Raw genomic sequence first — 26,786 nt, forward strand, 5'->3', positions numbered from 1 at the left:
TGCCGCACTTTCATTTTTCATTACCAATTACTAACTTTAACACATTTTCTAACAAAGTCAAGTACTGCCGCTTCCAGCGGATGTCTGGAAAGCGGCAGAAATACGAGAAATTTTCTCATATAATATTGTTTTCTTGTACAGTCTTCAGGATCTGGCAAAATCCAGCCTCATTGAGCGCTTGCGATTACGTATCTGCTGGCATCCTGCTGTTTCTCCCCTATCTCGACTGCTTCACCATCTGAACGACACTGAACCCCCCGAACATCGCCAGGTTCACCACAACAACGCTGGCTCCCGCCGGAATTGAATATACATAGGAAAGAATGAGCCCGATAAAGAAGCACACCACAGACACAACGCCCGAGGATACCACAACGCCGAGGAAACTCTTAAATACCCGCATGGATGTCAGTGCCGGGAAGATCACAAGGCTCGAGATCAGCATGGCACCCATCATTCTCATACCGAGAACGATCGTAATGGCAGTCAGGACCGCGATCAGAAGGTTATAGGCGGAGACCCGCACACCCGTCGCCTTCGCGAAGCTCTCATCGAAGGTCACGGCAAAGACCTTGTTGTAGCAGATCACAAACATGCCGAGGACCACCAGGGACAGGACTACGCTTAAGTACATGTCCTCGCGGCTCATTGCTAAAATACTTCCGAACATATAGCTGCTGACATCCGTCGTCATTCCCGTCGTCAGGGATGTGACGATGATACCGATGGCGAGAGATCCTGCGGAAATCATCGCGATCGCCGCGTCACTCTTGATCTTTCCGTTTCCCGTGATCCGAAGAAGCAGGACCGCCGCCGCTGCCACCACCGGGATCGATACCGCGAGAGGTGCCCAGTTAAAGGCCACCGCGATGGAGAGTGCCCCGAAGGAAACATGGGACAGTCCGTCACCGATCATCGAATACCGTTTCAGCACAAGGCTGACGCCGAGGAGCGACGCGCAGAGCGAGATGCAGATCCCGCCGATCATCGCCCGCACGAGAAACGGATAGGAAAACATTTCCAGTAAAAGTCCCATTTAGTTCTCACCTCCGAGGAATTCTCTTCCGAATTCCGATTTCTTATACTCATCCACGCTCCCGTAAAACTGGACCGTCTGTTTCAACTGTAAGATCTTGTTGGCCTGGGTCACGATATTTCCGATATCGTGGGAGACCATGAGGACCGCCACCTTCTCATCCCGGTTTAAATGGCGGATCACCGCGTAGAAATCCTGGGTGGACGCCGGATCAAGCCCCGTGATCGGCTCGTCCAGGATCAGGAGCTTGTCCGTAGCACAGAGGGCTCTCGCGATCAGGGTGCGCTGTTTCTGTCCGCCGGAGAGATCCCGGTAACAGTTCTTTTTGAGATCCGTGATTCCGAGCTTTTCCATGTTGACCGCCGCAAGCTTCCTCTCTTCCATTGAATAAAACGGACGATTTCCACGCTTTCCAAGGCAGCCGGAGATCACGACCTCCTGTACCGTCGCAGGGAAATCCTTCTGGGCGGGGGTCTGCTGCGGGAGATATCCGATTCCGGACCGTCTCAACTCGTCCGCCAGCGTCAGAACACCGCCGGTGGGCTTTATAAGTCCCAGGAGTCCTTTCATCAGGGTGCTCTTTCCGGATCCGTTCTCGCCGACGATGCAGAGGTAGTCCCCAGGATTGATCTCCATGGACACGTCCTTCACCACGTCATAATTTTCATATCCAAAGTCCACATGTTCACATTTTAATAATGGCTGGTTCATCGATAAAGTCCTTCCCGTAAATTGACAACATTCTGTTCCATCAGTTCCAGATAGGTGACGCCGTTATCAAACTCTCTTCTCGTCACGTTATGACAGGAGTGAAATAACAGCGGCTTCGCACCGGTCTCCTCGCTGATGATCTCCGCCACCCGGTGGCTGGAGAGTTCCAGGTAATAGACCGCCGGGATCTGTTCCTCCCGCACCTTGTCGATCAGATAGGCGATGGTCTTGGCACTTGGCTCCGTGTCGGAGGCGCAGCCGGAAAACGCTGCCCGGTATCGGAGTCCGTAAGTGTCCGCAAAATAGCGGAGCGGAAACTTGTCCGCCATGACAATGAGGTCTAAGTCCGCGCCGTCTGCCACATTGCGGAATTCCTGATCGAGATTTTTAAGTTTTCCGAGATAATCCTCTGCGTTTGCCGCAAAGGTGTCCGCGTCCGCCGAGTCCATCTCCTGAAGCGTGTCCGCGATCACCTGGGTGATCTTCATGGCATTCACCGGGGAAGTCCAGATGTGCTCGTCGTATTCGATCTCGTAGTCTGCGTCGTCATCATCGTGCGTGTGTGTGTGATCTTCCGCATCATGATCGTGTTCATCATCCGTGTGGTCATGATCTTCCGCATCGTGATCGTGATCATCGTCATCAGCATGGACCGCCTCATCATGGTCGTGGTCATCGTGGGTATCGTCTGCCGACGCATGGCTGTGGTGATGTTCCTCACCTGCGTCCTCCATGCCTTCCACGATCTCTTCCTCCACGGTATCCACATAGTCCATCATCGTGATGACCTTTAAGCTCTCCGAATCCAGGGATGCCACAACCTGGCTCACCCACTGCTCCATGGCACCACCGTTGCAGATCAGAAGGTCCGCGTTCTGGATCAGGCGGATATCTGCCGGTGTCGGCTCAAAGGAATGGCTGTCCTGTCCCGCCGGGATCACCATGGAAAGATCTACGGCATCCCCCGCGATCTGTCTCGTGAAATCGTAGTACGGGAACAGGGTCGTTACAACTTTCAGCTTTCCATCATTCGGAGTTCCCACATCTCCGTGTGTGTCACTAACAGAGCCACAGCCTGTCAGGGTACCAAAAAGAAACATCGCTGCGGTGAGCCATGCTTCTATCCGTTTTCGTCTTGTTTTTCTAAAATCCTTCAATCCATTTCCTCCGGTATCTAACGCGCGGGCTGCTGTCACCTTTTTATGGCACATTGATAAGTCATGCCGCATCTACACAGGTCTGCCAAACAGCTACTTTTCAATCTCCGTTAAGATATCAAGCGGTTTCTCAAGCAGAAATTCCGGCTGGAATGCCGCAAGCTCCTCACGGCCCCTGAATCCCCAGAGAACTCCCACCGTCGTCATCTTCGCGTTCTTTCCAGTCTTCATGTCCGTATTCGTATCTCCAAAATACAGGCACTCTGACGGATCCGCGCCACAGATCTTCGCCGCCTTCAATGCTCCCGACGGATCCGGCTTCTTCGGAACGCCCTCCTGCTCCCCGATCACCGTGTCAAAATATCCCGCGCCGAATACATATTCTACGGTCTTCTTCGCCTGGGCATCAGGCTTGTTGGATACAACAGCAATCTTTAAACCCAGCTCTTTCGCCTTCGATGTGAGCTCCACGATTCCATCGTAAGGATGCATCTCATAATTACAGTATTTTCCGAATATCTCCATATATACAGGAAGGATCGCCTCGTAGTGCGCCTCATCCGTATCCCCGCAGGCCGCGAGGGAACGTTTCATCTGCATTTTATATCCATCGCCGACGATGGTCATCATCTGTTCCTCTGTCAAAGGACCGAGCCCAAACTTCTCCAGTGAAAGGTTCGTACAGTATGTCAGCGCATGGATCGAGTTTACCAGCGTTCCATCCAGATCAAAGATCAGACACTTATATTTCATATCTGCCTCCATATAAAGCAAAAACGAATCAAAAACTGTGCCACTCATTTTATCACACTAAAAAAAAAATGACAATACCTTTCTGCGCATATATAGGGCTCTGTCCGTTCTTTTATTACTGTACACGGCTAGTGGATTTTGCCGATTTGGAATGAGAAGCATCAGTCGTATATTTCTGACAGTTTCAGTCATTCTTACAGTTTTTTTCCATAAATTCCTTTTAAATCCCATTGACTCTTTCCAGTTTCCATATTAGGATATATCTATATGAAAAGGACAAATCTACATATATTTTATGTGCATTTTTGTACCAAAAGACGAAATCCCAGGAGGTACGTTTATGAAAAAATTTTGCATCGCAGCTCTCGCTGCAACACTGGCTCTCGGAACCATGATCACAGCTCAGGCTGCTGATACAATAGATGGAACTGTTGTATCCGGCACATACAAACGCAGCACAAACGGCGGACGCCGCCGCGGTTTAAAGTCCCCGGCAGGCGGTGCCTGGGAGAAGCTTTCTGACGGTACCTATAAATATCACTTTGCGGAAGGTCTCGAAGCTACCGATTACTGGCTGGAGATCGATGGAACCTGGTACTATTTCGGTCATGACAATATCATGCAGACCGGATGGGTAAAGGATGACGGCAACTGGTACTACATGGACCTTAAGACCGGCGCTCTCTTCACCGGCTGGCACGAGATCAGCGGCAAGTGGTACTATTTCCACGAGGAAGGCGATGGCTTCAAGGGCACTCTCATGGTAAACTGTGAGACTCCGGACGGATACACCGTTGACGTGAATGGTGCGCTTGTAGAATAGTCACTGGCATAAATTTTAAAAATCCCCGCAGGATCGTTTTTCCGCATCCTGCGGGGATTTTTTGCCGGTCCATATAGCATCCGTTCCAATAATACGTTTCTTGCATATGTCCCATTGATCGGCAGTTCCTCTTTATTCATATCTCAGAGCATCGATCGGATCCGCCTTTGCGGCTTTCGACGCCGGGTAAATCCCAAAGAAGATGCCGACTACGGCCGAAAAGGATACCGCAAGAAGGATGATCCCAGGTTTGATCACAACAGGGAGTCCAAGCGCCGCGCCGCCCGCCGTCACGAGACTCACAGCGAGAAGAACGCCGATGATTCCGCCCAGAGCGGACAGGATCGCGGACTCTGTCAGGAACTGGATCAGGACATCCCGGGTCCTTGCACCGAGCGCCTTTCTGATACCGATCTCGCGGGTCCTCTCCGTGACGGACACCAGCATGATGTTCATGATCCCGATGCCGCCCACCAGGAGAGAGATCGCAGCGATCCCGCCCACAGCCATGGAAAGTCCGCCCATGAGGCTGTCGATGGATCCCATCTCGTCCGCCACCGTATTCGTATAGAAATCTTCCGCGTTTCTATTCTTAATTTTCCCAAGATACACCGTCAGCCTTGACATGAAATTTACCATGTCCGTTCCCTCTTTCGCGTACAAACGGCAGTAATAGAACTGGTCATTCGGCCACGTGAGCAGTGTATACGGGATATACGCGGATCCCGTATCGCCGGAGCCTCCGGTCAAAAGCTTCTGGAAGGCGCTCATCTCTTTTTTATAGACACCGACTACCGTATACATGTCTGTATCCCCGTAGACGGTGGTCCGGAAGGTCTTTCCCACCGCGTTTTCCGTTCCGAAAAGTTTTCTGGCACTCTCCTCCTCTATCACCACATTTTTCTTTCGTCCAAGGATATCTCCTTCGTTTAAATAACGTCCGGAAATCATGGTCACCGGTTGGACATCGCTAAAATTCCAGTCGATCCCCTGGAAGTCAAATTTCATGTTTGTCCGTCCCGCAAGGACTTCTGAATTTACGCTGGCGTAACTGTCGATATAGGATATCTCATCCCCGAAGACTTCCTTGATCTTATCAAGTTCATCCAGGGTAAAGTAATCGCTGTCCCGCACATCCTCCACGTTGTATCCGATGGAGACCACCGCCTGGGTGGCCCCCGCGTCCTTATAGAGGTCCGCGAACAGCCCGCGCATCGTATCGCCGATGGAAACGATGGAGATGACAGAACCGATTCCGATGATAATGCCCAGCATCGTCAGGAATGAGCGCATCTTGTTCGCCATGATGGCATGGAAGGCCATGATCATATTTTCGCCTAGCATCCGACCACCCCACTCTCTGTTCCGGCTGTTTTCCGGAAATGTCTGTAGAGACCTTTCATGTGGACTTTACCGCTTCCTTTTGTCGGGTTTTCGTTGATCTCATCTTTGATGATCTGACCATCCGAGAAGTGGATGATCCGGTCCGTAAAGGCGGCGATATTTTCCTCGTGGGTGACAACGATCACGGTGGCTCCCGCCTTGTGGAGTTCTGAGAAGATCTCCATGATCTCGATGGACGCGGCTGTATCGAGATTTCCCGTCGGTTCATCCGCCAGGATCAGCGGCGGCTCGTTCGCCAGCGCTCTCGCAATGGCAACGCGCTGTCTCTGTCCGCCGGACATCTCATTGGGCATGTGTCCGGCGCGTTTTTCCAGCCCCACGCACTCCAACAGTTCCATGGCCCGCTCCGTCCTTTTCCTTTTCGGGATCCTCGCGTAGGTCATCGGGAGCTCCACATTTTTTAACGCCGATGTCCTGGAGATCAGGTTGAAGGATTGGAACACGAAGCCGATCTTTTTATTCCGCACCGCGGAGAGTTCGTCCGGGGACAGGGCCGCCGTGTCGATCCCGTCGAGGTAATAGTGACCCAGTGTCGGGCGGTCCAGGCAGCCTAAAATATTCATCAGGGTAGATTTTCCCGATCCGGAGTGTCCCATGATCGCAACGAACTCACCGCGGTGGATCGTCAGGTTGATTTTCTTTAGTCCCATGACCCGGATCGCGCCTGTGTCGTAGATCTTTACGAGGTTTTCCAGGCGGATCAGCTCGTCTGTCACGTTTTCCGTCATGTAGCGGGATCTTGTCAGTTTTTCAAACATTGTTTATTCCCCCTGTTTTCCGGATGATGTGACTGCCATTCCATCTGTGTACTGTTCTCCCGGCTCCGCGATCAGGACGGAGTTTTCATCCAGGGAGCTCCCTTCCACCGGGATGATCTCCATCTCCACATCGCCTTCCACACCGATGTCCACCGGAACCCAGGATACGGTTCCGTCACTGATCTCCTGTACGTAGTTCGTTCCGTCTTTTTCCATCACGGCGGAGACTGGGACTGTCAGGGCGTTCTCGGATTCTTCCAGGACAATGGACGCGCGGGCGGTGATTCCAGCGATCAGTTTTGTGTCCTGATCTGTGACGCGGATCTTTGTGGGGATGACGCGCTCGCTGGAACCGCCGCCTTTTTCTTCGCCGGTCGGGGAGATCGAGATGACTTCGCCGTGGACGGTCTCACCGTTTAAGATGTCCGCGGAGATCTCGGCTTCCTGGCCGACGGCGACTTTTCCGATGGTGTACTCGCTGACTTTGATCTCGAGTTCCAGGTTATCGAGGTTTTCGATCACGAAGAGTGGGGCGTCGTTTTCCATTTTGTCGGCAAAGCGGCCTACTTTTGTGTTGACGCGGACGACGGTGCCATCGATAGGGGCTTTTAATATCGTATTATCTAACTGCTCTACGGCTTTTTCGTAGTCGAATTTTGCTTTTTCGATCTGGAGGCGGTAGGAGTCATCGGCGACGGCGGATCCGTTTTTTATTGTGTAGGAGTCGCATTCCCGTTCTGCGTCGTGGAGACCGTTTTCCGCTGTCTCAAGATCAACTTTGGGGACGCTGCCGCCATCAAAGAGGGCTTTTGTGCGGTCGTAGTTGGCCTGGGCGGTGTTCAGGTCCTGGATGGCTTTGGCGTAGCCGTTTCTTGCTTCTTTATCTTTTTCGGCGCAGGTGGTCACGGCGAGGTCGTAGTCGTTTTTGGCGATGTCGGCTTCTTTTTTTACGTCGGAATCGTCGAGGACTGCCAGAGGCTGGCCTTTTGTGACTTTGTCGCCTTCTTTTACGGGAATTTCGAGGATCTCAGCGTGGAGGTTTGAGACGACGTCTACGCTGTCGGTTCCGGAGATGGGGCCGGTGACGGTGAGGCGGTTTTGGATGGTTTTGCGGGTTGGAGTCACAGTGTCCACGACGGGGACCATATCTTTTCCGCCGGACAGGAGTTTGATGCCGGTGATTCCGAGGATGGCAATGGCGGCGGCGATTATGATCTTTTTTCTCTTTGGGTTTTTGGGTTTCTTTTCTGTGGTTCCGGCCAGTAGGGAGTCTAGTTCTTTGTCGAATTCTTCTGGTGAGATTTTTTCTTCACTGCTCATACTCATGTGTTCCTTCCGAGGTTTTCTATGTTAAATGTGATTATTTTAACACTGGAATTTAGTATAGCAGGGAAATGTTTCTTTCTTGGGTCTTTTATCTGGCGGTTTTCTTGCGATTTTCTTACGTTTTTTGGGGGAGAGGTGAATTGGCGGGGGGTACGCACAGACCAGCTTTCAGATTCGGGCTCAGAGGATCTGAAAGCTGGTCTGTGCTGTGTACTGGCGGGAGCGCAGGCGCTGCGCTGTGCGTTGAGGATGTGGCTGTGCTGAGGGACGAGAAAGGAATAAGCAATGCTGCATAATAGTTGTGTACTGTGCTGTTGTTTTTGACGGTTGGCTCACGGATGAGAGGTTTTTACATATTTTATAGTAAGTACGTTTGAGTGAGGTATCCATGACTCCGAAATTGGAAGTTAGAGGGGTGGATTATTCCTACCATACCATGGAGGGAGAGACGAAGGCCCTTTCTGATATATCGTTTCATGTGAATTCCGGCGAGTTTCTTTGTATTGTCGGGCCGTCCGGGTGTGGGAAGTCTACGTTGCTTTCTCTGCTTGCCGGGCTTTTGGCCCCTGAGCGGGGGGAGATTCTTTTGGACGGGGTTTCTGTCGGGAAGGGGGCTTCGGGGATCGGGTACATGCTGCAGAGGGATCATTTGTTTGAGTGGCGGACGATCCTTTCGAATGTTTCACTGGGGCTTGAGGTGCGGAGGAAGTGTGATTCAAAGCATTTGAGCCGGGTGAAGGAGCTTCTGGATTCTTATGGACTTCAGTATTTTTACGATGCGCATCCGTCGGAGCTTTCCGGGGGGATGCGGCAGCGGGCTGCTTTGATCCGGACTCTTGCTTTGGAGCCGGATCTTCTGCTTCTTGATGAGCCGTTTTCTGCTCTGGATTATCAGACGAGGCTTTCGGTCTGTGATGATATCAGTTCGATCATCCGCAGCAGAAAGAAAACGGCGATCCTGATCACCCATGATCTTTCGGAGGCGGTGAGCACAGCGGACCGGATCCTGGTGCTGACGAACAGACCGGGGACGATCAAGGGGGAGCTTGTGATTCGGTTTCCGAACCATGAAATGAGTCCTTTGAAGCGGCGGAATTATCCGGAGTTTTCTTCTTATTTTAATGAATTGTGGAAGATTCTTGGGAACGGGAATGGTGATGATACGTCAACTGTCGATGGGGCCGGATCTGGAGATACAGATATTATCAATGGAACGGAATCCGGTGATGAGAATCCACCGGCAGCCAGAAACGGACTCATGACCGCTGTCAATGTGGGAGGTGAGCCGGATGAGATTTCATAGTATCGCTTCTTTTATCCTGCGCAGGCACCGGGCTGTGATCCCGGCAGCGGATCTTGCGGTCTCCCCGGCCCAGTGCCGGTATCTGGAGCAGGAGCGGCGGATCCGGAGGCAGATCTTCATCTGCAGGATCTTATTTCTGGTCCTGTTTCTTTTTTCCTGGGAGATCAGCGCCCGGATCGGGATCCTGAACGATTTTATTTTCAGTTCCCCGTCCCGGGTGCTCTTCTGTTTTCTTTCCATGGCGGCAGACCGGACGATCTTTTACCACACGGGAGTCACGGTTTTGGAGACGCTTTTGAGCTTTTTTCTTGTGACATGGATCGGGATCTTCGGCGCGGTGGCGCTCTGGTCCAGCAGGCGGCTGGCAAAGATTCTGGAACCGTACCTTGTCATATTGAACAGTCTGCCGAAGTCCGCTCTCGCGCCGCTGCTCATCGTATGGCTGGGCAACAACATGAAGACGATCATCACGGCGGCGGTCTCTGTGGCGGTATTTGGCTCGATCTTAACGCTCTACAACGGCTTTCTCTCCATGGATCCTGACCAGATCCGTCTGATCTACACGCTGGGAGGAAAACAGAAGGATGTCCTCACAAAGGTCCTGCTGCCCGGCTCTGTTCCACTTATCATCAGCAACATGAAGGTCAACATCGGTCTCTGCCTCGTCGGCGTCATCATCGGCGAGTTTCTCTCCGCCCAGGCAGGCCTTGGCTTCCTCATCATCTACGGCAGCCAGGTCTTTAAGCTGGATCTCGTGATCATGTCCATCGTGATCCTCTGTATTCTGTCCGCAATCCTGTATCAGGCGGTGGCAGTGCTGGAACGGAGGTGTAGGCAGTAGAATCCCATCCACAGCTTCTGGTATCGGTAGGTTTTTCGGATGTATGACAATCCGTTAATCCATAAAATCTTTCTAAACAAATTTTTTTACCAACATCATGCACCGCTCTCATCAGTGACTGGAAGAAATAGTCTCACAAACAAAAATCCCCAGAAAACACCGCCCATATAATGGAGCATGTCTTCTGGGGAATATTTTTTGATTTTAAGCTAGTCCAAGGACTCTCTGTAGAATCCGCCGTAGAAGTCTTCTGTTTTGAATACGTTTATGATCACGTTTTCATCTACTTCCTGGATCAGCTGGACGATATCGTTGATCTCATAGGAAGAAATTACGGTGTGGAGCAGGTACATTTTTTTGTGGCTATAGCCGCCGATGGCGTCCACGCAGGAAATACCGTGGTGATACTTGCTGACATACGCCTTCATGACCTCTTCCGCTTTCTCCGTGGTGATCTGTAAGGTCACGCGGTCATAGCGGTGATGGAAGGTGGAGATCATCTTTGTGGAGATGAACTGGAACAGGATGGAATATCCTGCATACTCCCAACCGAACATGTGTCCAAAAATTACAAGGATACACACATTTCCCATGAACACATAGTTCCAAATGGACTTTCCGGTCTTATTGGAAACATAGAGGGCAATAAAGTCGGTACCACCTGTGGATGCGTTTCCTTTTAAGGAAAGGACAACGGACAGTCCGTAAAGCACACCGCCGAAGATCACATTCAGGGTCAGATTCTCAAATAGCGGAGTATAGTGGCAGACTTTTAAGAAAAAGCTTGCAAAAAATACCTGCAGCAGCGAAAACACCGTGAATTTCACGTTGATGCTGCGGCAGCACATCAGGGCAACAGGCAGGTTTAAAACAACGAGTGCCAAAGATGTCGAGACGGTAAATCCATACAGTTCAGCGATTCGGTCGATCAAAATCGCAAGTCCCGTAAATCCGCTGGACAGAAGGCCTGCCGGACGAATAAAGGCCAGAATTACATAAGACTGCAGAAGGGCAGATGCCAGAACTGCCACGAAGGAAATCGCACAGCGGACAACAAAATTTTTCCGTATTTCACGTACCTTTTTGGTAACATCATTCCAGGAACTCATAAGTGGGGTACTCCTTTTTCATACTCTTGGTGCTGCGATCCGGTATTGTTGTATTTGATAAATCAAATGGTGTATTTTCCCGAATCGGTCCATCGTTTTCAGATTCTTTGCCGTTTTGTATGGGGTATTAGAAAAACGACCTTCCTAACTTTATCATGATTTTTTTGATTGTCAATCGGTCTCTTGAAAAACGAGAAAAAAACAACCGGAGGAGAACTCCGGCTTAATAATGTTAAAAATTCTATTCTCTTGTTTCCGCATCTGTACAATTATTTTCCGCGGTTTTCCCCGATCGCCGTGAGGTACCGGTTGCACGCATCCTTCATGCACGCGATCAATGGCTTCTGCGTCAAAGCAAAATAGCGCTCCCTGATCTCCTTCTCGATCAGCGGAACGTCTGTCCTCAGGCTCTTCCCCACAAACATGGATGCCACGAACTGCTTCGTCACCTCAAGGATCGTATTGCAGTCCAGTTCCAGGATCTTCCCCGTATCCCGCTCCACGATCAGACTGATATAAAATTCCCCGTGGAGATTGTAGATCGCATCCTCTTTGCTCGGCTTTGCCTGGCCGACCACAAGGATCGTGTTTTTGTTTTCCATATAATATACCCCTTTTTGTTCCCCGATATAAGAAATTGCTCATAGTGACCGACCTGCCCGCTCACGCAGACGAAACCTTTGCTGACAGCGCAAGAAAAACAAATGTCATCTGCGGTGCCGCTTGTTTTACTTTTGCGCCCGTTACATAGTATATCACAAAATATATTCGTTTTCCATTGACTTTTCTATGCATTTCCACTAGACTAGAGACAACGAAAACAGATTCTTTTATTTATCGGGACTCCTGCCCGGATGTTCCCTCCGTAAATAAGAGCCATGAATCTTCCAACAGGGGATCAGTGGCTTTTTTTGTTGCCTGAAATCCGAAAAACGATCCATATCGGCTTTTTCATACACACAGCAGTGAAAAAAGTTTTCCCCCTCATCAAACATATTTGGAGGATAAATACCATGACATTTTTTAAAGATCTGGATACCATTATGAAACAGGATTTCGGAAACCGTGGGCTCTTAAAAGCACTCCCGGACAATCCGATCCAGGAAACCTTAAACACGCTCGCGGACGCCCGCCGTGTCATTCTCTTAACCGGCTTTCCGGTCCGACTCAGCGACGGCTCTTTTGTTGGTGAAACCGACGGCCCCTTAGGCACCGCTGATATTGCAGCAGCCCTGACCGCTCTCGGCGCCTCCGTCCTCGTGATCACCGATGAGCCCGCCTTTTCCATTGTAAGCGACGTTGTCTGCTACCGCGCTCCAAAAGCAAAACTCATGATGCTCCCTAAAACAGACACCGGCGACTTCATCCGAAATTGCATCAAAACCTTCGCCCCAACTCACCTCATCTCCTTAGAACGCCCTGGTAAAGCCGCCAACGGCCACTACCACAGCATGCGCGGCGAAGTCCTCGATGACATGATCACTGACTCCGCCCTCTTTCTCTCCGAAGCAAAAAAATCCGGAGCCACCACCATCTCCATCGGCGACGGCGGCAACGAGATGGGCATGGGCACCTACCGCGACGTAATCGAACATTTCGTTCCCTTCGGTGGAACGATCTGCACCGCTGAATCCGCCGACATCACCCTCGCCAGCGGCGTCTCCAACTGGTGGGGAATTGGTATCGCCGCCCTCTGCTCCCTCTTCGCTGAAAAAAATCTCCTCCCGACCCGCGAGGAAGAGACCGAGTCTCTCCGCCTCGCCGTAGCCGCCGGCAGCGTAGACGGTTGCACCAAAAAGAACGAAATGACCGTCGACCGCCTGGATCTCGAGACGCATCTCGGAATCCTGGATTCTGTTAACGACATCTTAAAGAAAGAACTGGACATATGTGCAATTGCATAAAGTAATCTCCATATCGCACAGCGCAGCGCCTGCGATCCCGCCAATACACTCGGCTGGCCACCCTCGCGCAGCCAATCTCAGCGCTGGCCTGGGTCCGGATCCGGGTGCCCCGCAGCCACATCCCAGGCCAGCACGTACCCTTTAGCCAATCCCCCGCACATTTCATATTGACATCCCCCACCCCCATTCTATATAATAGACATAAATAATACGAATACCACATATGAAAGGGGGTTATACTCCTGCGGTCCCACCCGGACGGCAGTATTTTTATGGAACAGCACCTGTCACAATACAAAATCTTCTACGAAGTAGCCCGTTGCGGCAACATCTCCCGCGCCGCCAAAGAACTCTACATCAGCCAGCCTGCCATCAGCAAAGCCATCAGCAAACTTGAAGAAAGCCTCGGCATCAAACTCTTCAGCCGAAACTCCCGCGGCGTCCAACTAACAAGAGAAGGCGCGATCCTCTTCCAGCATGTGAACACCGCCTTCGACTCCATCGGCCGCGGCGAACGCGAACTGAAGCGGATCCATGATTTCCATATCGGGAACTTGAAGATCGGTGTCAGCAACACCCTGTGCAAATACGTCCTTCTCCCCTACTTAAAAGGATTCATCGGAAAATACCCGCACGTAAACATCGCCATCGAGAGCCAGTCCACCTACCAGACCCTCGACATGCTGGATGCCAGAAAGATCGATATCGGACTCGTGGCGGAGCCAAAAAGCAAAAAAGGCCTCCACTTCCAGCCGGTAATGGAAATCAGCGATGCATTCGTCTGTACTCCGGCCTATCTGGAAAACCTCCATCTGAGAGAAGGCAATGACACCGATATTTTTAAAACCGGAAACATCATGCTCTTAAACCGCTCCAATATGAGCCGGAAACATGTGGACGCCTACCTGGCTGACAACCAGATCGAGATCAACCAGATCCTGGAGACCACTGACATGGAACTCCTCATCGAATTCTCCCGGATCGGACTCGGAATCGGCTGCGTCATCAAAGATTTCGTCGAGGATGACCTGAAAAACGGTACACTCATTGAGATCCCGTTAGATATCCCGATCCCGAAACGCGTCATCGGCTTCTGCTGCCATCCTCAGGATATGCCGGATACCCTGAGAGAATTCATGGAATTCTCCCGGACATTCCACAAAGCATGATCTGACAATCGCGGGCATTTTTAATACCGATCTTCCCAGAATTGGCAAACAAACAATATAAGTACGAATCGCCCGCAAAAAAGAGCCGGGAACTGAATTCCGATCAATTACAAAATCCAGTTCACGGCTCTTTTTAGTTTCTCATTTGTAACTGTTCAGTACCTTCACAGTTACATGCAAAAATCCATTCCAAATCGGCTACGCCGATGGATTTTTGCCTTTTTGCCTAGGTTTTCTTACGGTCAGCGCAGCAAGTGCGTAGACCTACTGAACATTTACTCTCATTTTTCTTATGTACGCTCAACCACTCCTCCAGGCGCAGTCTCCGCACGCGTTTTTACAAACCAAATCCCTAATTCTGGTCCTTATACCCAGTCACTTCATAAAACTTCTCAAGACTTCCATACTTAAACACCATCTTAAGCTCACTTCCGATGCTGTTCATCATCGTCTCATCCGGGATCTCGTCGCGGTGGTACCATCCCGCCTCAGAGAGCTCATCTTCCTGAAGCTTGATCTTATCCGGTCCGTCTAACTCCGCAAAAAATCCGATCATCTCCGTGTCAGAGAATGCCCATGGCTGGCTCTTATAATAGCGGATGTTCTTGACCTTCAGTCCGACCTCCTCCATGACCTCACGGTGGATCGTCTCCTCAAAGCTCTCCCCGATCTCCACGAAACCGGCGATCAGCGCGTATCCGCGGTACGGGTTGTTGTTCACGCGGTATCTGGACATTAAAAGTCTGTCCCCGTCGGAGATTGCAACGATGACAGCCGGAGAGATCTTCGGATACTCCGTCTGTCCGCACTCCGGGCACACTAACGCACGCTCAGTCTTGCTGTTCTCCATCAGATGACCACAGCGTCCGCAGTACTTTCTGCTCTCTTTAAAGCGATGAATCTGTGTCGCCGTGATTCCCGCGAAAGCCTGATACATCGGATGCATCTTTCTGTACGCCGCTGTCGAACAGAGTTCATAGACATCGGAATCATATCTCGGCATCTCCGTCACATAGTAATAATGATTTCCATCGATGGCGAACAGATAATACGCGCTTTCTTTCAGCAGCTCTTTGTCCTCCGGGAAATCAGAAAACTTCGGAATCTCGTGATTTTCCTCGTCCACTTTTCTTAAAAGTGTCTTACTCTTCTTTATATAAAGGACAAAGTCCTCATCCTGCGCCTTCGGCTGTCCGTAGGTCAGGTCAAATTTATGCGGGTTGATATCCTGGATCATTCCTATACTCCTTATTCGTTGACACAAGTTTCTGCCTCCCCGCAGCACCTCTCAGTTTCTGCTGCCGACCCGGCAAAACCTTAAAATTTTCACATCATTTCCATGATACGACGGGCATTCATTTTTGTCAATCCATCAAAACCTTCCGCTCTGCACAGTTCCTCAAAGAAACTCCGCCATATGTTTCCCTGTTTCGGTTGACGAACATGTTCATTTGCCTTATAATGCCATTCAGTGTCCCTTCACAAAGGGAGAATGTATGTTTATTTGTAACCGTGAAATTTCTTCACGGTTATCTATGTTTTACGAAAGGAGTTACCCAAATGGCAACAGAAAACAAAATGGGCGTCATGCCGCTAAACCGGCTTCTGATCTCCATGTCCGTACCAATGATGATCTCGATGCTCGTCCAGGCACTCTATAACATTGTGGACAGTATGTTCGTCGCGCAGTTAAGCGAGAATGCCCTGACCGCCGTATCCCTGGCGTTCCCGGCGCAGAACCTGATGATCGCCGTGGCGACCGGAACCGGCGTCGGTGTCAATGCTGCCCTCTCAAGAAATCTCGGCGAAAAGAACTTTGATCGCGCCAACAGGATCGCGGACCACGCGCTGTTCCTGGCGGCTATGAGCTACATCGTATTCGCGCTCTTCGGTCTCTTCTTTGCGAGACAGTTCTTCCGTCTCCAGACCGATATCGAGGAGATTGTGGATCTCGGAACTACTTATTTGAGAGTCTGCACGATCGCTTCCTTCGGACTCTTTATGGAGATCGCATGTGAGCGTCTCTTACAGTCTACCGGAAAAACGATTTACTCCATGTACACCCAGGGACTCGGCGCCATCATCAACATCGTCCTGGACCCGATCCTGATCTTCGGTTACTTCGGAGCACCGGCTCTCGGGATCGCCGGTGCCGCAGGCGCCACTGTTTTCGGACAGATCATCGCCTTCGGCCTCGGTTTTTACTTAAATAAGACGAAAAACCACGAGATCACGATCTCCCTCAGGAGCTTTAAGCCCAACGGTGAGATCATACGCCACATTTACGCGGTGGGCGTTCCGTCCATCATCATGGCATCCATCGGAAGTATCATGACCTTTGGAATCAACAAGATCCTTATTGCCTTTTCTTCCACGGCGACAGCTGTATTCGGTGTCTACTTCAAGCTCCAGAGCTTCGTGTTCATGCCGGTCTTCGGTTTAAACAACGGAACCGTTCCGATCATCGCCTACAACTACGGTGCCGGAAAACCGGACCGAATTATGGGAACCATAAAGCTGGCCGCTGTGTACGCTACAACGATCATGCTGTGCGGCTTCGCTGTCTTCCAGCTCATGCCGGATAAGCTTTTAATGATCTTCAGCGCCTCCGATACGATGCTCTCCATCGGCATTCCGGCACTCCGGATCATCTCCATCAGTTTCCTGTTTGCGGGCTGCTCCATCGTCTGTACTTCCCTGTTCCAGGCACTTGGACATGGAATGCTGAGTTTATGGATCTCCGTGTTCCGTCAGCTTGTCGTTCTTCTGCCGGTGGCATTTATCTTCGCAAGGATCGGTGGTCTTCACACCGTGTGGTTTGCCTTCCCGATCGCCGAAGCTTTCGCGATCATCTTCAGCGGTGTGTGCCTTGTCCATGTGTACCGTAAGGAGATCATTCCGTTGAAAGCACAGCAGGGAAAATAGTTTTTTAATTAAAGAATCGAATTTTTCAGACATGTAAGCTTACGTCCTGACAGGTCGTTTCTCCCGGTTATTTCCGTGTATGAAACGGCTTTGCCAGACTGAAGTTTACATGCCTTTTTGTTATTACCTCTTTTCCGAAGTTCAAAATCATTCCTCGTCTTTTCGCATTCTCCGATGATCTGCATTTCTGTCCGTCAGCATTTTCTTATAAATTTTTTTCAAAAAATATGTGATTTTAACCTTTTAGTTCAAGACAAACCGCGAATTTTATAGTATGATATAGCTACTTACAAAACAGAGGTTCTAAGTCTCATATACCGGCGACAAGGATCCGTCGTCCGTTTCCCTATGAAAATTAATGAATACTTACATTACCCGCTGCCAGAAACATTTTTTAATGGCCGACAGCTGACATCAGTCTGCCCTGATTGGAAATTTGGAGGATGATGTATGAAAGAATTATCGAAAACGCTGACCGGAAAAAAGATCCGGGATGAAATGTTAAAAAGAAAGATGACAGTCCGCGATCTCCAGGATGCACTGGAACTGGACAGTCCCCAGTCGATCTATAAGTGGCTTCGCGGGGAATCGCTCCCCTCTCTTCCGAATATGCTGGTCCTCGGTGAGCTGTTCAAGGTTCCGTTGGAAAGGCTTCTGGTCCATGAGGACGGAAGTGTCGCTTACCACCGTATCTTCGATGACAGCCTTCCTTACGAGATTGCCTATCTGGTCCAGGACAAAGATGACTTTTCCGCAAAAAGGCGGCATGTGGCACGGGCAGATACCTTCGCGGGAACCTGTTACTCAGGAATCTTTAATCTGCCTCAGGAGTGTCCTCACTCAAAAGCTCCTCATAACTGACATTTAAGACTTTTGCGAAGTATCTCAGTTCAATATCGGTCACAAACCTCTTTCCGCTCTCAATCCTCTGGATCGCGTTCTTATCAAGGTCCAGACCGAGAAGCTGAAGCATATCCGCCAGTCGTTTCTGTGAAACATCGTTCATCCTGCTGCGAAGTTCACGGATCTTGATCCCGCAGATATTGTTCCTGCCGGATATTGACTTGTTTTTGTACATATAATAACACTCCTTGTTTGGCATTCACTAATTGTCACTCCAAACAATATATGTTATTATTAAAACAGTCATGACATTCACTGGATGTCACAAGAAGATTTTATTGGTACGCATTATCAAACCAAAATAATATGATCCTGCTGCCGCACCACAGGAGCAGATCTCTTAAATATACAACTTTTCAAAGGAGGATTTATTTATGGAAATCACAAAAGAATTAAAACAGGATCTCTCCGAGCTGGAATCTGCGTGCAGCAGTTTTCTCGGAAAATATGAATCACAGCTCACGGACGCGCTGAATAAGACGAAAATGTCCGCTGAGGACAGCTTGAAAATAGACCTGATGTTAGAACTTGTCACCCACCTCTCCTCCGCGCAGTTCGTCTCTTCCTACATGCAGAAGGATATCGTGAAGGAAGGAATTCTGCTCCAGGATGCGGCCGGAAATTTCACGCTCGGCGGCAATCCTCTTCCGACGATGAGCGATATCGAAGTGTATGTCCACGATGATGAATTAAACCAGGACGTCTGGAAGCGTGTATTTATCGGCGGCGGAACCGAAAAGCGGATCTGCGGTCTGCGCCATCCGGATCTCACTTCCGGAGTCCATGCAAGAATCCGCGGTTAGTTTTTCCCAGGAAAAGTCCATAAAAAAGATCCGCCAGCATACCGTACGAAACTATCTTCGGTATCCTGACAGATCTTTTTTCTTTATTTCGTAACTGTTCAGCGCCTTTTCCCTGTGTCTCATACGGTCAACGCGGCAAGTGCGCAGACCTGCGGAACAGTTACTTTATTTCTTACTTATTTATCTTTTTCTCCTCATACTCCTTCAGCGCCCGCAGTGCCTCCCCTGACAGCGGAAACAGCACTATCAGGTTAAACACCGTCATAAGACCAACGCCCACGTCTCCGAGATCCCACACCACCGTGTACGCCTGCAGTCCGCCGACGAACAGCATGATCAAAGCAAAGATCTTGTAGAGTGTCTGATAAATCCAACGGTTTCCGAACAGGTACGCAACGTTGGATCTAGCGTAGAACAGGATACCGAGGAACGTTGAGAAGCTGAATAACGCCAGCGTCACCGCGATAAATACCACGCCGAACTCACCCATATAGTAGCTCATGACTTTCTGTAAAAGATCCATTCCCACAAGCCCCGTCATCAGTTCTTCCGGGACGAGCAGCATGATCATCGCCGTGCAGCTGCAGATCACGATGGTGTCGATAAATACGCCAAGCGCCTGCACGAGACCGACCTTTACCGGATTGCTCTCCTCCGCCGCAGCCGCCGCGCATGGTGCGGAACCGGAACCAGCCTCATTGGAAAACAGGCCGCGCTTCACGCCGTTCATGAGCACCGCGCCAAAGCCGCCCGCCGCGATCTGGCGAAGGCCGAAGGCTTCCGCAAAGATCCTCGCAAACACGCCAGGAACACTACTCAAATGGGTCGCGATGATAAACAGGGTGATCACAAAATAGCAGCCCGCCATGATCGGAACGATCACATCAAGGGCGCGGACCGTAGCGTTCTTTCTCATAACGATCACCGCAGAGATCACGACGAGGACTACCGTCGTCACGAGCGGCGAAATTCCAAAGGCATTCTCAAATGACGACGCCACAGAGTTGCTGATGACCTGGCTGATTCCACCCCAGCAGATCAGGCCGGACAGCGCAAACAGGACCGCGATCACGGAACGTTTCAGTTTCTTCTTTCTCACCCTCTCCGCATAGCTGTGGATATAGTAAGCCGGACCACCGTGGTAACCGCCGTAGAGCGGGTCCTTTTCCTTATAAAGCTGCGCTAAAGCCGCCTCCACAAACGCTGTGGAGGCCCCAAGCGCCGCCGACAGCCACATCCAGAACACAGCACCGGCACCGCCTGCCGAGATCGCCGCAACGACTCCCACGAGGTTTCCCATTCCTACTCGGGTCGCTGTGGACACAAACAAAGTCTGGATCGGTGACAGGCCGCCTTCCTCCTGTTTCTTTCCGTTCAAAGCCCGGATCATGTCCGGAAACAGGCGGACCGGAAGAAATCTTGTCCGAAGCGTAAAATAGACTCCCGTTGGAATTAAAAGCAAAACAAGAAGCGGAATCCCGATCCCATTTCCGTTCCCCAGCGGAATCGTAAACAGGTCTCCCCATAAGAAGCGGTACACCGCTTCGATAACTGCTGTTACCATAAGTAAATTTTCTCCTTTTCGATATAACATGACAGACAGGCGCCCGCTCCCCCAAAGCGTACTTTTCAGGCTTCAATACTAAAACGCGCCAGTCTGTTAAATTGGCATGTACAAGTTTTTATTATACACGTTTATAATGTGTGCTGTCAAGTAATCCTTATGAATAGCTCGTATGTGGGAATGAATTATCAGTTATATTATGAGGTAAAAAATACGCAGCTATTTTAAGCCCCTCAGGTTATCGAGACTGATCCCCCCCTGTTTCGGTCCCCTGAACAAACGACGCTGGTACCCAGCCACTCTGATGCTCATGCGAGTCTGAACTTTATCTTCTTGTCCGTATAAACTATGAGGAGCACGCTTTGCGAGCTTCTCAAGTTATTGCGGCAGTCTCCAAGGTCTCATTCAATCATGGACTTTGGCTCGTTGCTCGCGTAAATAAAAAAGGACACCTCTTTGGTAGCTACTCATAAAACAGTATCACAACAAACTGAAACAGGGTAGCTGCCATACAGGGGGCAAAGCAAAACGGGCGTATCGTCTAAACGGCGATATGTCCGTTTTGTTACGCAGTAGAACGCCATTTTGAGGGGTATGAGTATTCCCCTTGCCGCCACTCATTTTGCTTTTGCAAAGCCGCATGAATACAGGATTTTTCAAACCCTACTGCGTAACAGAAAACCCCATAATTTAGAGAGGGCGCAAGCGGTCTATCCGTTTGCGCCCTCTTGATTGTCCCATGGCAAGGACATGAAAAGCCGTCAAGGGCGGGCGCAGCCCGTTTATCTTGACCCTTGACGGTTTTTCATGGCTTTGCTATTTGCTCGGTGGTTGATAGTCCAGTCGAAACTTCATAACATCCATGAGCAGCTTTTCGTTTAATCGCTCCTTCATATCGGCGTTCCCTCCGCTTAGTCTGCCCATATAGGCTTTGTTCCGTTCCTGTACCGCAAGGAGCGCGGCGGTATCGCCTGTGATTGCTCTTTCAATCACTTCATAGGGAACAAGGTTGTATTTGCTGTTCCTCATCATTCATCTTCTCCATTTCTGTCCGCAACTGTTTCAAAGCTGCGTTTTTCTGATAGTTGACCGTTGTGCGTGGCTTTCCCAATAACGCCCCAATCTGCTTATCTCTTAATTGCAGATAATAGCGCATAAGGATAATTTCCCGCCGACGCTCCGATAGGCACAACAAGGCTTTTGCTAACTTCTCGCTGTCAATAATAACCGTCTGCCCGTTGACTGCAAAGGCAGTCGACTTGTCCTGCAAGACAAAGTATTCGTCTACACTGTGAGGCGCAAAAGACGTGTTCTCTTGCAAGTATCCAAAGGATATCTCGCGCTGCGTTCTGTGTTTCCTTTCCCTGTAATAATTACAGGCTTCATTGTGCAATACGGCTTTGCAAAATGCGTGAAAGCGGCGTTCGATACTTTCTCTGTATTCTGTGGATAACATCATTCTCACCCCCTTTCCGTTTGGAATGAGGGCTATAACAAAACCGCCTGTGCAGCGAAAAACTGAACAGGCGGTTATGCTATATGATGTAGTAGGGCATTTATGATGATGTAAAAGTTCCTCTTGATAGCCGCAATATCCCATAGGCAGGAAAGAGCTTTTTTTAATAGGCTACTGATTGGAAAACCGTGTTGACATAAAATGGACATGACGATACCTCCAAAGATACCGCCATGTCCCTAAAAATGGGCGACTTTATCACGTCCCTGTAAATCCAATTTTGCAAAAGGAGAACGGCGGCTTTATCTTCATAAAACTGTCGCCTGAGTTGCAATCTGTCAGCAATCGCATAGGTTGTCAAAAAAGAAAGAGCCGATAACCACATTTCAAACCTGCGTGTTATCGGCTCTGCGTCTTTGCGTCTGGCTCTATGATAACTGATATATTCATTTGTTGTACGCTAATAAGAGTTTCCTGCTTGCATTTTGGGCAGTATAGGGGAAAGTTTTTCAGTTCAGTATCGTTCCGTATCTTCAACCTTGTTTTGCTGTGGCATATGGGACATATTATCCATTCGTTATTCATACTAAATGCCCCAATCCCCGCTAATCATTTGCAGCTTTACCATATGCGGATAAATTTTGCCTGTGTTCATCAGTTTTTCTGGCGTTCCCTGTTCGGCAACGGAACCGTCTGAAAGCACAACTACTTTATCCGCGCCGCTTACGGTACGCATACGGTGGGCGATAACAAGTACGGTCTTATCCTTTATCAGCCTTGACAAGGCAGCCTGTATCAATGTTTCATTCTCTACATCAAGGCTTGCCGTTGCTTCGTCAAGTAAGATGATAGGGGAATTTTTGAGGAAAGCGCGGGCGATTGAAATACGCTGCCTTTCACCGCCGGACAGTTCGCAGCCGTTTTCACCAATCATACTGTGATAACCGTCCGGGAGCTTTGCCGCAAATTCTTCACAATTTGCTAATCTTGCCGCTGCAATCACTTCTTCATCTGTTGCGTCCTTTCTGCCTATTCTGATATTTTCCATGATTGTATTGTTAAACAGCGTCACGTCTTGAAACACGATAGAGTACAGTGATAACAGTGTTTCCGGCTCTATTTTCGATATATCCATACCGCCGACAGTGATATTGCCTTTGCTTATATCCCAAAACCGGGCGGCAAGACGTGACACCGTAGTTTTGCCGCCGCCGGACGGTCCGACTAAAGCGGTAACTTCTCCTTGCTTTGCCGTAAAGGACACATCTTTCAATACGGTTTCCCCGGTATTATAAGCAAATCCTACATGGTCGAACACAATATCATAGCCTTTATTTGTTAGTGTATTGCCGCCCGTCTGAATTGGCTGGTCAAGGATTTCATTCATGCGGTCTATGTTCGTTTTTGTGGATATGACTGCGGCAAGGTTTTGCAATGCGCCCTCCAGCGGGGCATACAGCCTTGAGGCTACAAGCAGAAATAGAAAGAACAGCGGAATATCAATCTCCCCTTGAATGAGCAGCGCAGAGCCTACAAGCGCAACCGTAGCAATTCCAAACTTTAATATCAATGTTGAGGAAACAACAAAAAGTGCCGTTCCAAGTTCTGTTATAATGTGCCGCTTTTCCACATCATCAATTTTCTTGTCCAGTCCTTTCAGATAGCTTTCTTCTGCATTGTTCGCCTTTAAGTCCTGTAAACTCTCGATACACTCCTGTACGCCACTTTCAAGCGCGACATTTGCCGCTACGGATTTACGGTTGAAATATTCCTGTATGCGGGCTGAAAAGAATACGATTGTAAATGCAATCGGCAAAACCCAAACAGCCGCAAGAGCCATACGCCAATCATAAGAAAAAAGACAAATTGCAATCAACGTTGTTGAAACAAGGGAGCCTGCCAAAGCGGGTACATAATGGGAAAATGCCTGTTCAAGTGTGGCACAATCGCCCATAATGGAATTTGTTAAATCGGCAAGGTCTTTTTTTCCAAAAAAGGATAAGGGGATTTTGCGGAGCTGCTCTGCTAACGAAATGCGTCTTACTCCGCTTTCCACATAAGTCGCTAAATAGGTGGCGTTATATTGAAACCAAGTTGCAACAAAGATAAGGTATAAGCAAACCAAAACGCCAACCCCATAGAAAGCAATGCGGCTTCCATTTACGCCCCCGTTCATGGTGTCAATGACAAAATTATAGAGCAGCCCCACCGGAAGCATAAACGATATATCCTGCAAAACGCAGGCAATACAACCTTTTATCAAATCGACAGCTCCTTGTCTTGATAACGCAAATCGTCTTTGCAATGTTTTAATCATGCTGTTACCTCCTTTGCAATTTTCCATTCTGCTGCTTCGGAATAATTCTTCCACATTCTTGCAAATATGCCGTTTCTCTCTATCAACTCATTATGCGTGCCGCTCTCGACAATCTCGCCGTCTTGCATTACATAAATACAATCAACACCTGTGATTGACGATAGCCTGTGTGCAATCATAATAACAGTTTTTCCCTTTGAGAGAGCAGATAAAGCCTTCTGTACACGCACCTCATTATCGGGGTCAGCAAATGCGGTCGCTTCATCCAGAATTAGGATAGGCGCATTTTTCAAAATTGCGCGGGCAATCGCTATTCTTTGCTGTTCACCGCCGGACAGGTACACGCCGTTTGTACCCACAACCGTATCAATGCCATTCGGTAATTTTTCGATAATATCCAGGCATTGTGCAACTTCCAGTGCATGAGCGATTTCTTCACGTGTAGCGTCAGGCTTTGCCATACGCACATTTTCCAATATGGACGCTTTGATAAGACGGCTATTCTGAAATACAAAGGACACCTTATTCATCAATGTTTCCTTTGGAATGTCGCGTATGTCGATATTCCCTATCAGTATGCGCCCTTTTTGCGGGTCAAAAAATCTTGTTACAATATTTGCAAGGGTCGTCTTGCCGCCGCCGGACGCACCTACCAATGCAATCACCTGTCCCGGTGCAACCCGAAGTGACACATCATTCAGCGCGTTTTTTTCTCCGTCATAGCTGTAGCTAACGTGTTCTAATGTAATTCCATTGTCTTTAGGGGTATTATTCACGGTGCTTTCAGACAATGGTTTTTCGTTTAGCACTTCATCAATTCTGCCTAATGCGTCCCCTACAATCATTGCGTCCTCGCTCATAAACATAATTTTTGTGAGTGTTGTACCAATGACAGGAGTAATCACAATATAAAAGATAAGGTTTAGCAGCAGTTCATTTGTTACGCCGCCCCTTGTAAAGAGAATACCGCCGGCAATCAGAAACGCGAATACGCCGTTGATTGCCGTTGTATAGAACATCATGGGCAGACGCAACCCCTTTGTGTACGCAATTACCCATGCTTCATAATTGTCTATCGCATCTTTGAAGCGTTTGAAAGAAAAGATTGTCTGCCCGAACGTCTTTACTACGGGTACACCCCGTACATATTCAACGGCTTCATTTGACATGTCGGAAAGTGAATTTTGGTATTGTTCCATTCTCTGCGCCATGTCTTTTCCGGTCATTTTCATCATAATCAAAAAGCCAAGCACAACGGGAACAAGACTCAAAAGCCCTAACCGCCAATCGAAAGCAAGCAGTAGAAAGAGCAGCCCTATGGGGGTAGCAATCGCTCCCGCTTTGTCGGGCAGCCTGTGTGCAAGATAGGTTTCCGTTGCGGCACTTGAGGTGTTAACAATCCTTCGCAGATTGCCGCTTCCGTACTTTTCTGTTACCCCCAGCGGCAGGGCTGTGATATGCCGCATAAGCTCTTTTCGGATATTTGCGGCAACCCGGAACGCGCTCAAATGCGAACACATCAAAGCGGCTATGTAGACAACAATAGAGATAACCGCAAACAATACGGCAGACCAACCGTAGCTTGTAACATTCCCCGCTTTTGAAAAATCCGGGGAAACTTCCAGTATGTCGTGAATGATACGCCATATATACCAAAACGGCACAAGAGCCAATAGCGCACTCATGACTGACAGTACCCAGGAAAGATAGGTCAATATTTTATGCCCTCCGGCATAACCCATCAATCTTGATAGATTAGACTGTTTTTTCATTGAAAAACCTCCTTAAAATTTTTATGATAAAAGAGATTATGGAAACCTCAAATATCCACTTTTTGAGTTAGCAATAACTAACTTACATGTAAAAATTATAGGGCTTATTGCCCCATAATTTTCATCCACCCTGCGGTGTAAAAAGCCCGCATTTCTTTTAGATAATGCTTTGCTTCTTCAAGCGGCATTTCATGTATAATCAATTCAAAAAAAGTGTTGAACATTCCAGTAATCAAAATATGCTCTAACCGTTTATCAATCGAGGGAACCGGCCTGCCCAACCTTTCAAGCACCTTGAAATAATCATGTGTTGCATTTGTTTCTATTTCCACCATTTCGTCAATCAGCTTTGAAAAGCGCGTTCCCTCGGAACAACAAAGAATGAGCTTAAATTCATTCAAGTGTTCATAGGCGTACAAAAGCATTTCATACATACACTCGCCGGAAGTAGAGGTAAGATTGTCAGGCTGTTCCTCCGGCGGGATTTCTGCAAATTCTTTTTGCGCCTTGCGAAAGCAATCTAACAAAAAGTTGTAATGTTTACCTACCAATGCTTCAAATAAATCCTCTTTGCTGTCGTAGTAGCCATATAATGCCCCTGTTGTTACCCCTGCTGTTTTGACGATGTTTCTCAAGGAAGCAGACTTGAAACCTTTTTCAAGAAATTCCTGCATGGCGGCTGAAAGAATTAAGTGTAATGTCGTCTGCTCTACTTCATTCATTAACTCACTCCTCTCATATAACATCGTTAT

Annotated in this window: 25 protein-coding genes and 1 pseudogene; 8 read left to right on the forward strand and 18 right to left on the reverse strand. The window is 49.0% G+C overall.

All coding sequences use genetic code 11. From position 1 onward, the window contains the following. Positions 1-217: 217 nt before the first annotated feature. The 4 genes from ABCW45_RS03045 to ABCW45_RS03060 all read right to left on the reverse strand — a co-directional run bounded on the left by ABCW45_RS03045 (position 218) and on the right by ABCW45_RS03060 (position 3,657). Entirely contained in the window at positions 218-1,036 is an 819-nt protein-coding gene (locus tag ABCW45_RS03045) for a metal ABC transporter permease (protein ID WP_015553505.1), read from the reverse strand. Beyond that, positions 1,037-1,747, reverse strand: coding sequence for a metal ABC transporter ATP-binding protein (locus ABCW45_RS03050; RefSeq protein ID WP_015553506.1), 711 nt, complete (start codon positions 1,745-1,747; stop codon positions 1,037-1,039). It lies immediately after the preceding gene. Beyond that, positions 1,744-2,904: a metal ABC transporter substrate-binding protein gene (locus ABCW45_RS03055; RefSeq protein ID WP_343220244.1), complete on the reverse strand. Its 1,161-nt coding sequence runs from the start codon at positions 2,902-2,904 to the stop codon at positions 1,744-1,746. The genes ABCW45_RS03050 and ABCW45_RS03055 overlap by 4 nt, the downstream gene beginning before the upstream one ends. A gap of 93 nt (positions 2,905-2,997) precedes the next feature. After that, positions 2,998-3,657: an HAD family hydrolase gene (locus tag ABCW45_RS03060; RefSeq protein WP_015553508.1), complete on the reverse strand. Its 660-nt coding sequence runs from the start codon at positions 3,655-3,657 to the stop codon at positions 2,998-3,000. Positions 3,658-3,997: 340 nt separating this feature from the next. Here ABCW45_RS03060 and ABCW45_RS03065 point away from each other — a divergent pair, with 340 nt between their 5' ends. Next, complete coding sequence (locus ABCW45_RS03065) at positions 3,998-4,480, forward strand: hypothetical protein (protein WP_158553073.1); 483 nt, start codon at positions 3,998-4,000, stop codon at positions 4,478-4,480. A gap of 132 nt (positions 4,481-4,612) precedes the next feature. Here the strand turns inward: ABCW45_RS03065 and ABCW45_RS03070 are convergent, their stop codons facing one another. From ABCW45_RS03070 to ABCW45_RS03080, 3 genes are read right to left on the reverse strand one after another with little or no spacing between them, the layout of a single operon-like run. Next, entirely contained in the window at positions 4,613-5,824 is a 1,212-nt protein-coding gene (locus ABCW45_RS03070) for an ABC transporter permease (RefSeq protein ID WP_117567590.1), read from the reverse strand. Further along, on the reverse strand, positions 5,818-6,642 hold the full coding sequence (locus ABCW45_RS03075) for an ABC transporter ATP-binding protein (protein WP_120041148.1): 825 nt from the start codon (positions 6,640-6,642) through the stop codon (positions 5,818-5,820). The genes ABCW45_RS03070 and ABCW45_RS03075 overlap by 7 nt, the downstream gene beginning before the upstream one ends. A 3-nt stretch (positions 6,643-6,645) precedes the next feature. Continuing rightward, on the reverse strand, positions 6,646-7,962 hold the full coding sequence (locus ABCW45_RS03080; RefSeq protein ID WP_242990559.1) for an efflux RND transporter periplasmic adaptor subunit: 1,317 nt from the start codon (positions 7,960-7,962) through the stop codon (positions 6,646-6,648). A gap of 394 nt (positions 7,963-8,356) precedes the next feature. On the opposite strand from ABCW45_RS03080, the pseudogene ABCW45_RS03085 reads away from it, so the two are divergent. Together ABCW45_RS03085 and ABCW45_RS03090 are read left to right on the forward strand one after the other, a co-directional pair. Further along, positions 8,357-9,115: pseudogene (locus ABCW45_RS03085) on the forward strand (ABC transporter ATP-binding protein); the annotation flags it as partial. 142 nt (positions 9,116-9,257) lie between these two features. Next, positions 9,258-10,112 carry an ABC transporter permease gene (locus ABCW45_RS03090; protein WP_343220245.1) on the forward strand — a complete coding sequence of 285 codons (855 nt, stop codon included), beginning with the start codon at positions 9,258-9,260 and terminating at the stop codon, positions 10,110-10,112. Positions 10,113-10,321: 209 nt separating this feature from the next. On the opposite strand, the gene ABCW45_RS03095 is transcribed toward ABCW45_RS03090, so the two are convergent. Together ABCW45_RS03095 and ABCW45_RS03100 are read right to left on the reverse strand one after the other, a co-directional pair. Beyond that, positions 10,322-11,221 (reverse strand): YitT family protein, encoded by a 900-nt coding sequence (locus tag ABCW45_RS03095; protein WP_343220246.1) that lies wholly within the window; start codon positions 11,219-11,221, stop codon positions 10,322-10,324. Positions 11,222-11,490: 269 nt separating this feature from the next. Continuing rightward, positions 11,491-11,823: a DUF3870 domain-containing protein gene (locus tag ABCW45_RS03100; protein ID WP_015553518.1), complete on the reverse strand. Its 333-nt coding sequence runs from the start codon at positions 11,821-11,823 to the stop codon at positions 11,491-11,493. Positions 11,824-12,099: 276 nt separating this feature from the next. Between ABCW45_RS03100 and ABCW45_RS03105 the strand changes: the two genes are divergently transcribed. Both ABCW45_RS03105 and ABCW45_RS03110 read left to right on the forward strand, forming a co-directional pair. Beyond that, positions 12,100-13,125 carry a DUF4392 domain-containing protein gene (locus ABCW45_RS03105; RefSeq protein WP_343220247.1) on the forward strand — a complete coding sequence of 342 codons (1,026 nt, stop codon included), beginning with the start codon at positions 12,100-12,102 and terminating at the stop codon, positions 13,123-13,125. Between the two features lie 272 nt (positions 13,126-13,397). After that, on the forward strand, positions 13,398-14,294 hold the full coding sequence (locus ABCW45_RS03110) for a LysR family transcriptional regulator (protein ID WP_015553520.1): 897 nt from the start codon (positions 13,398-13,400) through the stop codon (positions 14,292-14,294). A 352-nt stretch (positions 14,295-14,646) separates the two neighbouring features. On the opposite strand, the gene nudC is transcribed toward ABCW45_RS03110, so the two are convergent. Then, positions 14,647-15,531 carry an NAD(+) diphosphatase gene (gene nudC, locus ABCW45_RS03115; protein WP_343220248.1) on the reverse strand — a complete coding sequence of 295 codons (885 nt, stop codon included), beginning with the start codon at positions 15,529-15,531 and terminating at the stop codon, positions 14,647-14,649. Positions 15,532-15,854: 323 nt separating this feature from the next. Between nudC and ABCW45_RS03120 the strand changes: the two genes are divergently transcribed. Beyond that, positions 15,855-17,219: an MATE family efflux transporter gene (locus ABCW45_RS03120; RefSeq protein ID WP_117504428.1), complete on the forward strand. Its 1,365-nt coding sequence runs from the start codon at positions 15,855-15,857 to the stop codon at positions 17,217-17,219. Between the two features lie 450 nt (positions 17,220-17,669). Next, entirely contained in the window at positions 17,670-18,080 is a 411-nt protein-coding gene (locus ABCW45_RS03125) for a helix-turn-helix domain-containing protein (protein ID WP_117470705.1), read from the forward strand. Here ABCW45_RS03125 and ABCW45_RS03130 read toward each other — a convergent pair. Then, positions 18,034-18,297 carry a helix-turn-helix domain-containing protein gene (locus tag ABCW45_RS03130; RefSeq protein ID WP_015553524.1) on the reverse strand — a complete coding sequence of 88 codons (264 nt, stop codon included), beginning with the start codon at positions 18,295-18,297 and terminating at the stop codon, positions 18,034-18,036. The two genes, ABCW45_RS03125 and ABCW45_RS03130, sit on opposite strands and share 47 nt — an antisense overlap. A 199-nt stretch (positions 18,298-18,496) precedes the next feature. On the opposite strand from ABCW45_RS03130, the gene ABCW45_RS03135 reads away from it, so the two are divergent. Further along, the gene (locus ABCW45_RS03135) at positions 18,497-18,925 is read left to right on the forward strand and encodes a hypothetical protein (protein WP_343220249.1); all 429 of its coding nucleotides are present in this window, start codon (positions 18,497-18,499) and stop codon (positions 18,923-18,925) included. A 172-nt stretch (positions 18,926-19,097) separates the two neighbouring features. On the opposite strand, the gene ABCW45_RS03140 is transcribed toward ABCW45_RS03135, so the two are convergent. The 7 genes from ABCW45_RS03140 to ABCW45_RS03170 all read right to left on the reverse strand — a co-directional run bounded on the left by ABCW45_RS03140 (position 19,098) and on the right by ABCW45_RS03170 (position 26,756). Beyond that, on the reverse strand, positions 19,098-20,489 hold the full coding sequence (locus ABCW45_RS03140) for an alanine/glycine:cation symporter family protein (protein WP_343220250.1): 1,392 nt from the start codon (positions 20,487-20,489) through the stop codon (positions 19,098-19,100). Between the two features lie 816 nt (positions 20,490-21,305). Then, positions 21,306-21,521, reverse strand: a complete 216-nt coding sequence (locus ABCW45_RS03145) for a helix-turn-helix domain-containing protein (RefSeq protein ID WP_343220251.1) — start codon at positions 21,519-21,521, stop codon at positions 21,306-21,308. Beyond that, positions 21,484-21,948, reverse strand: a complete 465-nt coding sequence (locus ABCW45_RS03150) for an RNA polymerase sigma factor (protein ID WP_181968364.1) — start codon at positions 21,946-21,948, stop codon at positions 21,484-21,486. Before ABCW45_RS03150 ends, ABCW45_RS03145 begins: the two co-directional genes overlap by 38 nt. A 396-nt stretch (positions 21,949-22,344) precedes the next feature. After that, on the reverse strand, positions 22,345-22,530 hold the full coding sequence (locus ABCW45_RS03155; protein ID WP_117484222.1) for a cysteine-rich KTR domain-containing protein: 186 nt from the start codon (positions 22,528-22,530) through the stop codon (positions 22,345-22,347). 1 nt (position 22,531) lies between these two features. After that, positions 22,532-24,262 carry an ABC transporter ATP-binding protein gene (locus ABCW45_RS03160; protein ID WP_117484221.1) on the reverse strand — a complete coding sequence of 577 codons (1,731 nt, stop codon included), beginning with the start codon at positions 24,260-24,262 and terminating at the stop codon, positions 22,532-22,534. Continuing rightward, positions 24,259-26,034 carry an ABC transporter ATP-binding protein gene (locus tag ABCW45_RS03165; protein ID WP_343220252.1) on the reverse strand — a complete coding sequence of 592 codons (1,776 nt, stop codon included), beginning with the start codon at positions 26,032-26,034 and terminating at the stop codon, positions 24,259-24,261. The genes ABCW45_RS03160 and ABCW45_RS03165 overlap by 4 nt, the downstream gene beginning before the upstream one ends. Positions 26,035-26,138: 104 nt before the next feature. Then, positions 26,139-26,756: a TetR/AcrR family transcriptional regulator gene (locus ABCW45_RS03170; RefSeq protein WP_117484219.1), complete on the reverse strand. Its 618-nt coding sequence runs from the start codon at positions 26,754-26,756 to the stop codon at positions 26,139-26,141. Positions 26,757-26,786 lie beyond the last annotated feature (30 nt).

This window comes from Pilosibacter fragilis, assembly GCF_032490495.1.
In the GTDB taxonomy this organism is placed as follows: Bacteria; Bacillota; Clostridia; order Lachnospirales; family Lachnospiraceae; genus Pilosibacter; species Pilosibacter fragilis.

What these genes read in the sequence shown, in the direction of transcription:
- ABCW45_RS03045 (WP_015553505.1), bottom strand. Translation starts at nt 1,036, where the DNA reads ATGGGACTTTTACTGGAAATGTTTTCCTATCCGTTTCTCGTGCGGGCG.
- ABCW45_RS03050 (WP_015553506.1), bottom strand. Translation starts at nt 1,747, where the DNA reads ATGAACCAGCCATTATTAAAATGTGAACATGTGGACTTTGGATATGAA.
- ABCW45_RS03060 (WP_015553508.1), bottom strand. Translation starts at nt 3,657, where the DNA reads ATGAAATATAAGTGTCTGATCTTTGATCTGGATGGAACGCTGGTAAAC.
- ABCW45_RS03065 (WP_158553073.1), top strand. Translation starts at nt 3,998, where the DNA reads ATGAAAAAATTTTGCATCGCAGCTCTCGCTGCAACACTGGCTCTCGGA.
- ABCW45_RS03070 (WP_117567590.1), bottom strand. Translation starts at nt 5,824, where the DNA reads ATGCTAGGCGAAAATATGATCATGGCCTTCCATGCCATCATGGCGAAC.
- ABCW45_RS03075 (WP_120041148.1), bottom strand. Translation starts at nt 6,642, where the DNA reads ATGTTTGAAAAACTGACAAGATCCCGCTACATGACGGAAAACGTGACA.
- ABCW45_RS03080 (WP_242990559.1), bottom strand. Translation starts at nt 7,962, where the DNA reads ATGAGCAGTGAAGAAAAAATCTCACCAGAAGAATTCGACAAAGAACTA.
- ABCW45_RS03090 (WP_343220245.1), top strand. Translation starts at nt 9,258, where the DNA reads ATGAGATTTCATAGTATCGCTTCTTTTATCCTGCGCAGGCACCGGGCT.
- ABCW45_RS03095 (WP_343220246.1), bottom strand. Translation starts at nt 11,221, where the DNA reads ATGAGTTCCTGGAATGATGTTACCAAAAAGGTACGTGAAATACGGAAA.
- ABCW45_RS03100 (WP_015553518.1), bottom strand. Translation starts at nt 11,823, where the DNA reads ATGGAAAACAAAAACACGATCCTTGTGGTCGGCCAGGCAAAGCCGAGC.
- ABCW45_RS03105 (WP_343220247.1), top strand. Translation starts at nt 12,100, where the DNA reads ATGAATCTTCCAACAGGGGATCAGTGGCTTTTTTTGTTGCCTGAAATC.
- ABCW45_RS03110 (WP_015553520.1), top strand. Translation starts at nt 13,398, where the DNA reads ATGGAACAGCACCTGTCACAATACAAAATCTTCTACGAAGTAGCCCGT.
- nudC (WP_343220248.1), bottom strand. Translation starts at nt 15,531, where the DNA reads ATGATCCAGGATATCAACCCGCATAAATTTGACCTGACCTACGGACAG.
- ABCW45_RS03120 (WP_117504428.1), top strand. Translation starts at nt 15,855, where the DNA reads ATGGCAACAGAAAACAAAATGGGCGTCATGCCGCTAAACCGGCTTCTG.
- ABCW45_RS03125 (WP_117470705.1), top strand. Translation starts at nt 17,670, where the DNA reads ATGAAAGAATTATCGAAAACGCTGACCGGAAAAAAGATCCGGGATGAA.
- ABCW45_RS03130 (WP_015553524.1), bottom strand. Translation starts at nt 18,297, where the DNA reads ATGTACAAAAACAAGTCAATATCCGGCAGGAACAATATCTGCGGGATC.
- ABCW45_RS03135 (WP_343220249.1), top strand. Translation starts at nt 18,497, where the DNA reads ATGGAAATCACAAAAGAATTAAAACAGGATCTCTCCGAGCTGGAATCT.
- ABCW45_RS03140 (WP_343220250.1), bottom strand. Translation starts at nt 20,489, where the DNA reads ATGGTAACAGCAGTTATCGAAGCGGTGTACCGCTTCTTATGGGGAGAC.
- ABCW45_RS03145 (WP_343220251.1), bottom strand. Translation starts at nt 21,521, where the DNA reads ATGATGAGGAACAGCAAATACAACCTTGTTCCCTATGAAGTGATTGAA.
- ABCW45_RS03150 (WP_181968364.1), bottom strand. Translation starts at nt 21,948, where the DNA reads ATGATGTTATCCACAGAATACAGAGAAAGTATCGAACGCCGCTTTCAC.
- ABCW45_RS03155 (WP_117484222.1), bottom strand. Translation starts at nt 22,530, where the DNA reads ATGAATAACGAATGGATAATATGTCCCATATGCCACAGCAAAACAAGG.
- ABCW45_RS03160 (WP_117484221.1), bottom strand. Translation starts at nt 24,262, where the DNA reads ATGATTAAAACATTGCAAAGACGATTTGCGTTATCAAGACAAGGAGCT.
- ABCW45_RS03165 (WP_343220252.1), bottom strand. Translation starts at nt 26,034, where the DNA reads ATGAAAAAACAGTCTAATCTATCAAGATTGATGGGTTATGCCGGAGGG.
- ABCW45_RS03170 (WP_117484219.1), bottom strand. Translation starts at nt 26,756, where the DNA reads ATGAATGAAGTAGAGCAGACGACATTACACTTAATTCTTTCAGCCGCC.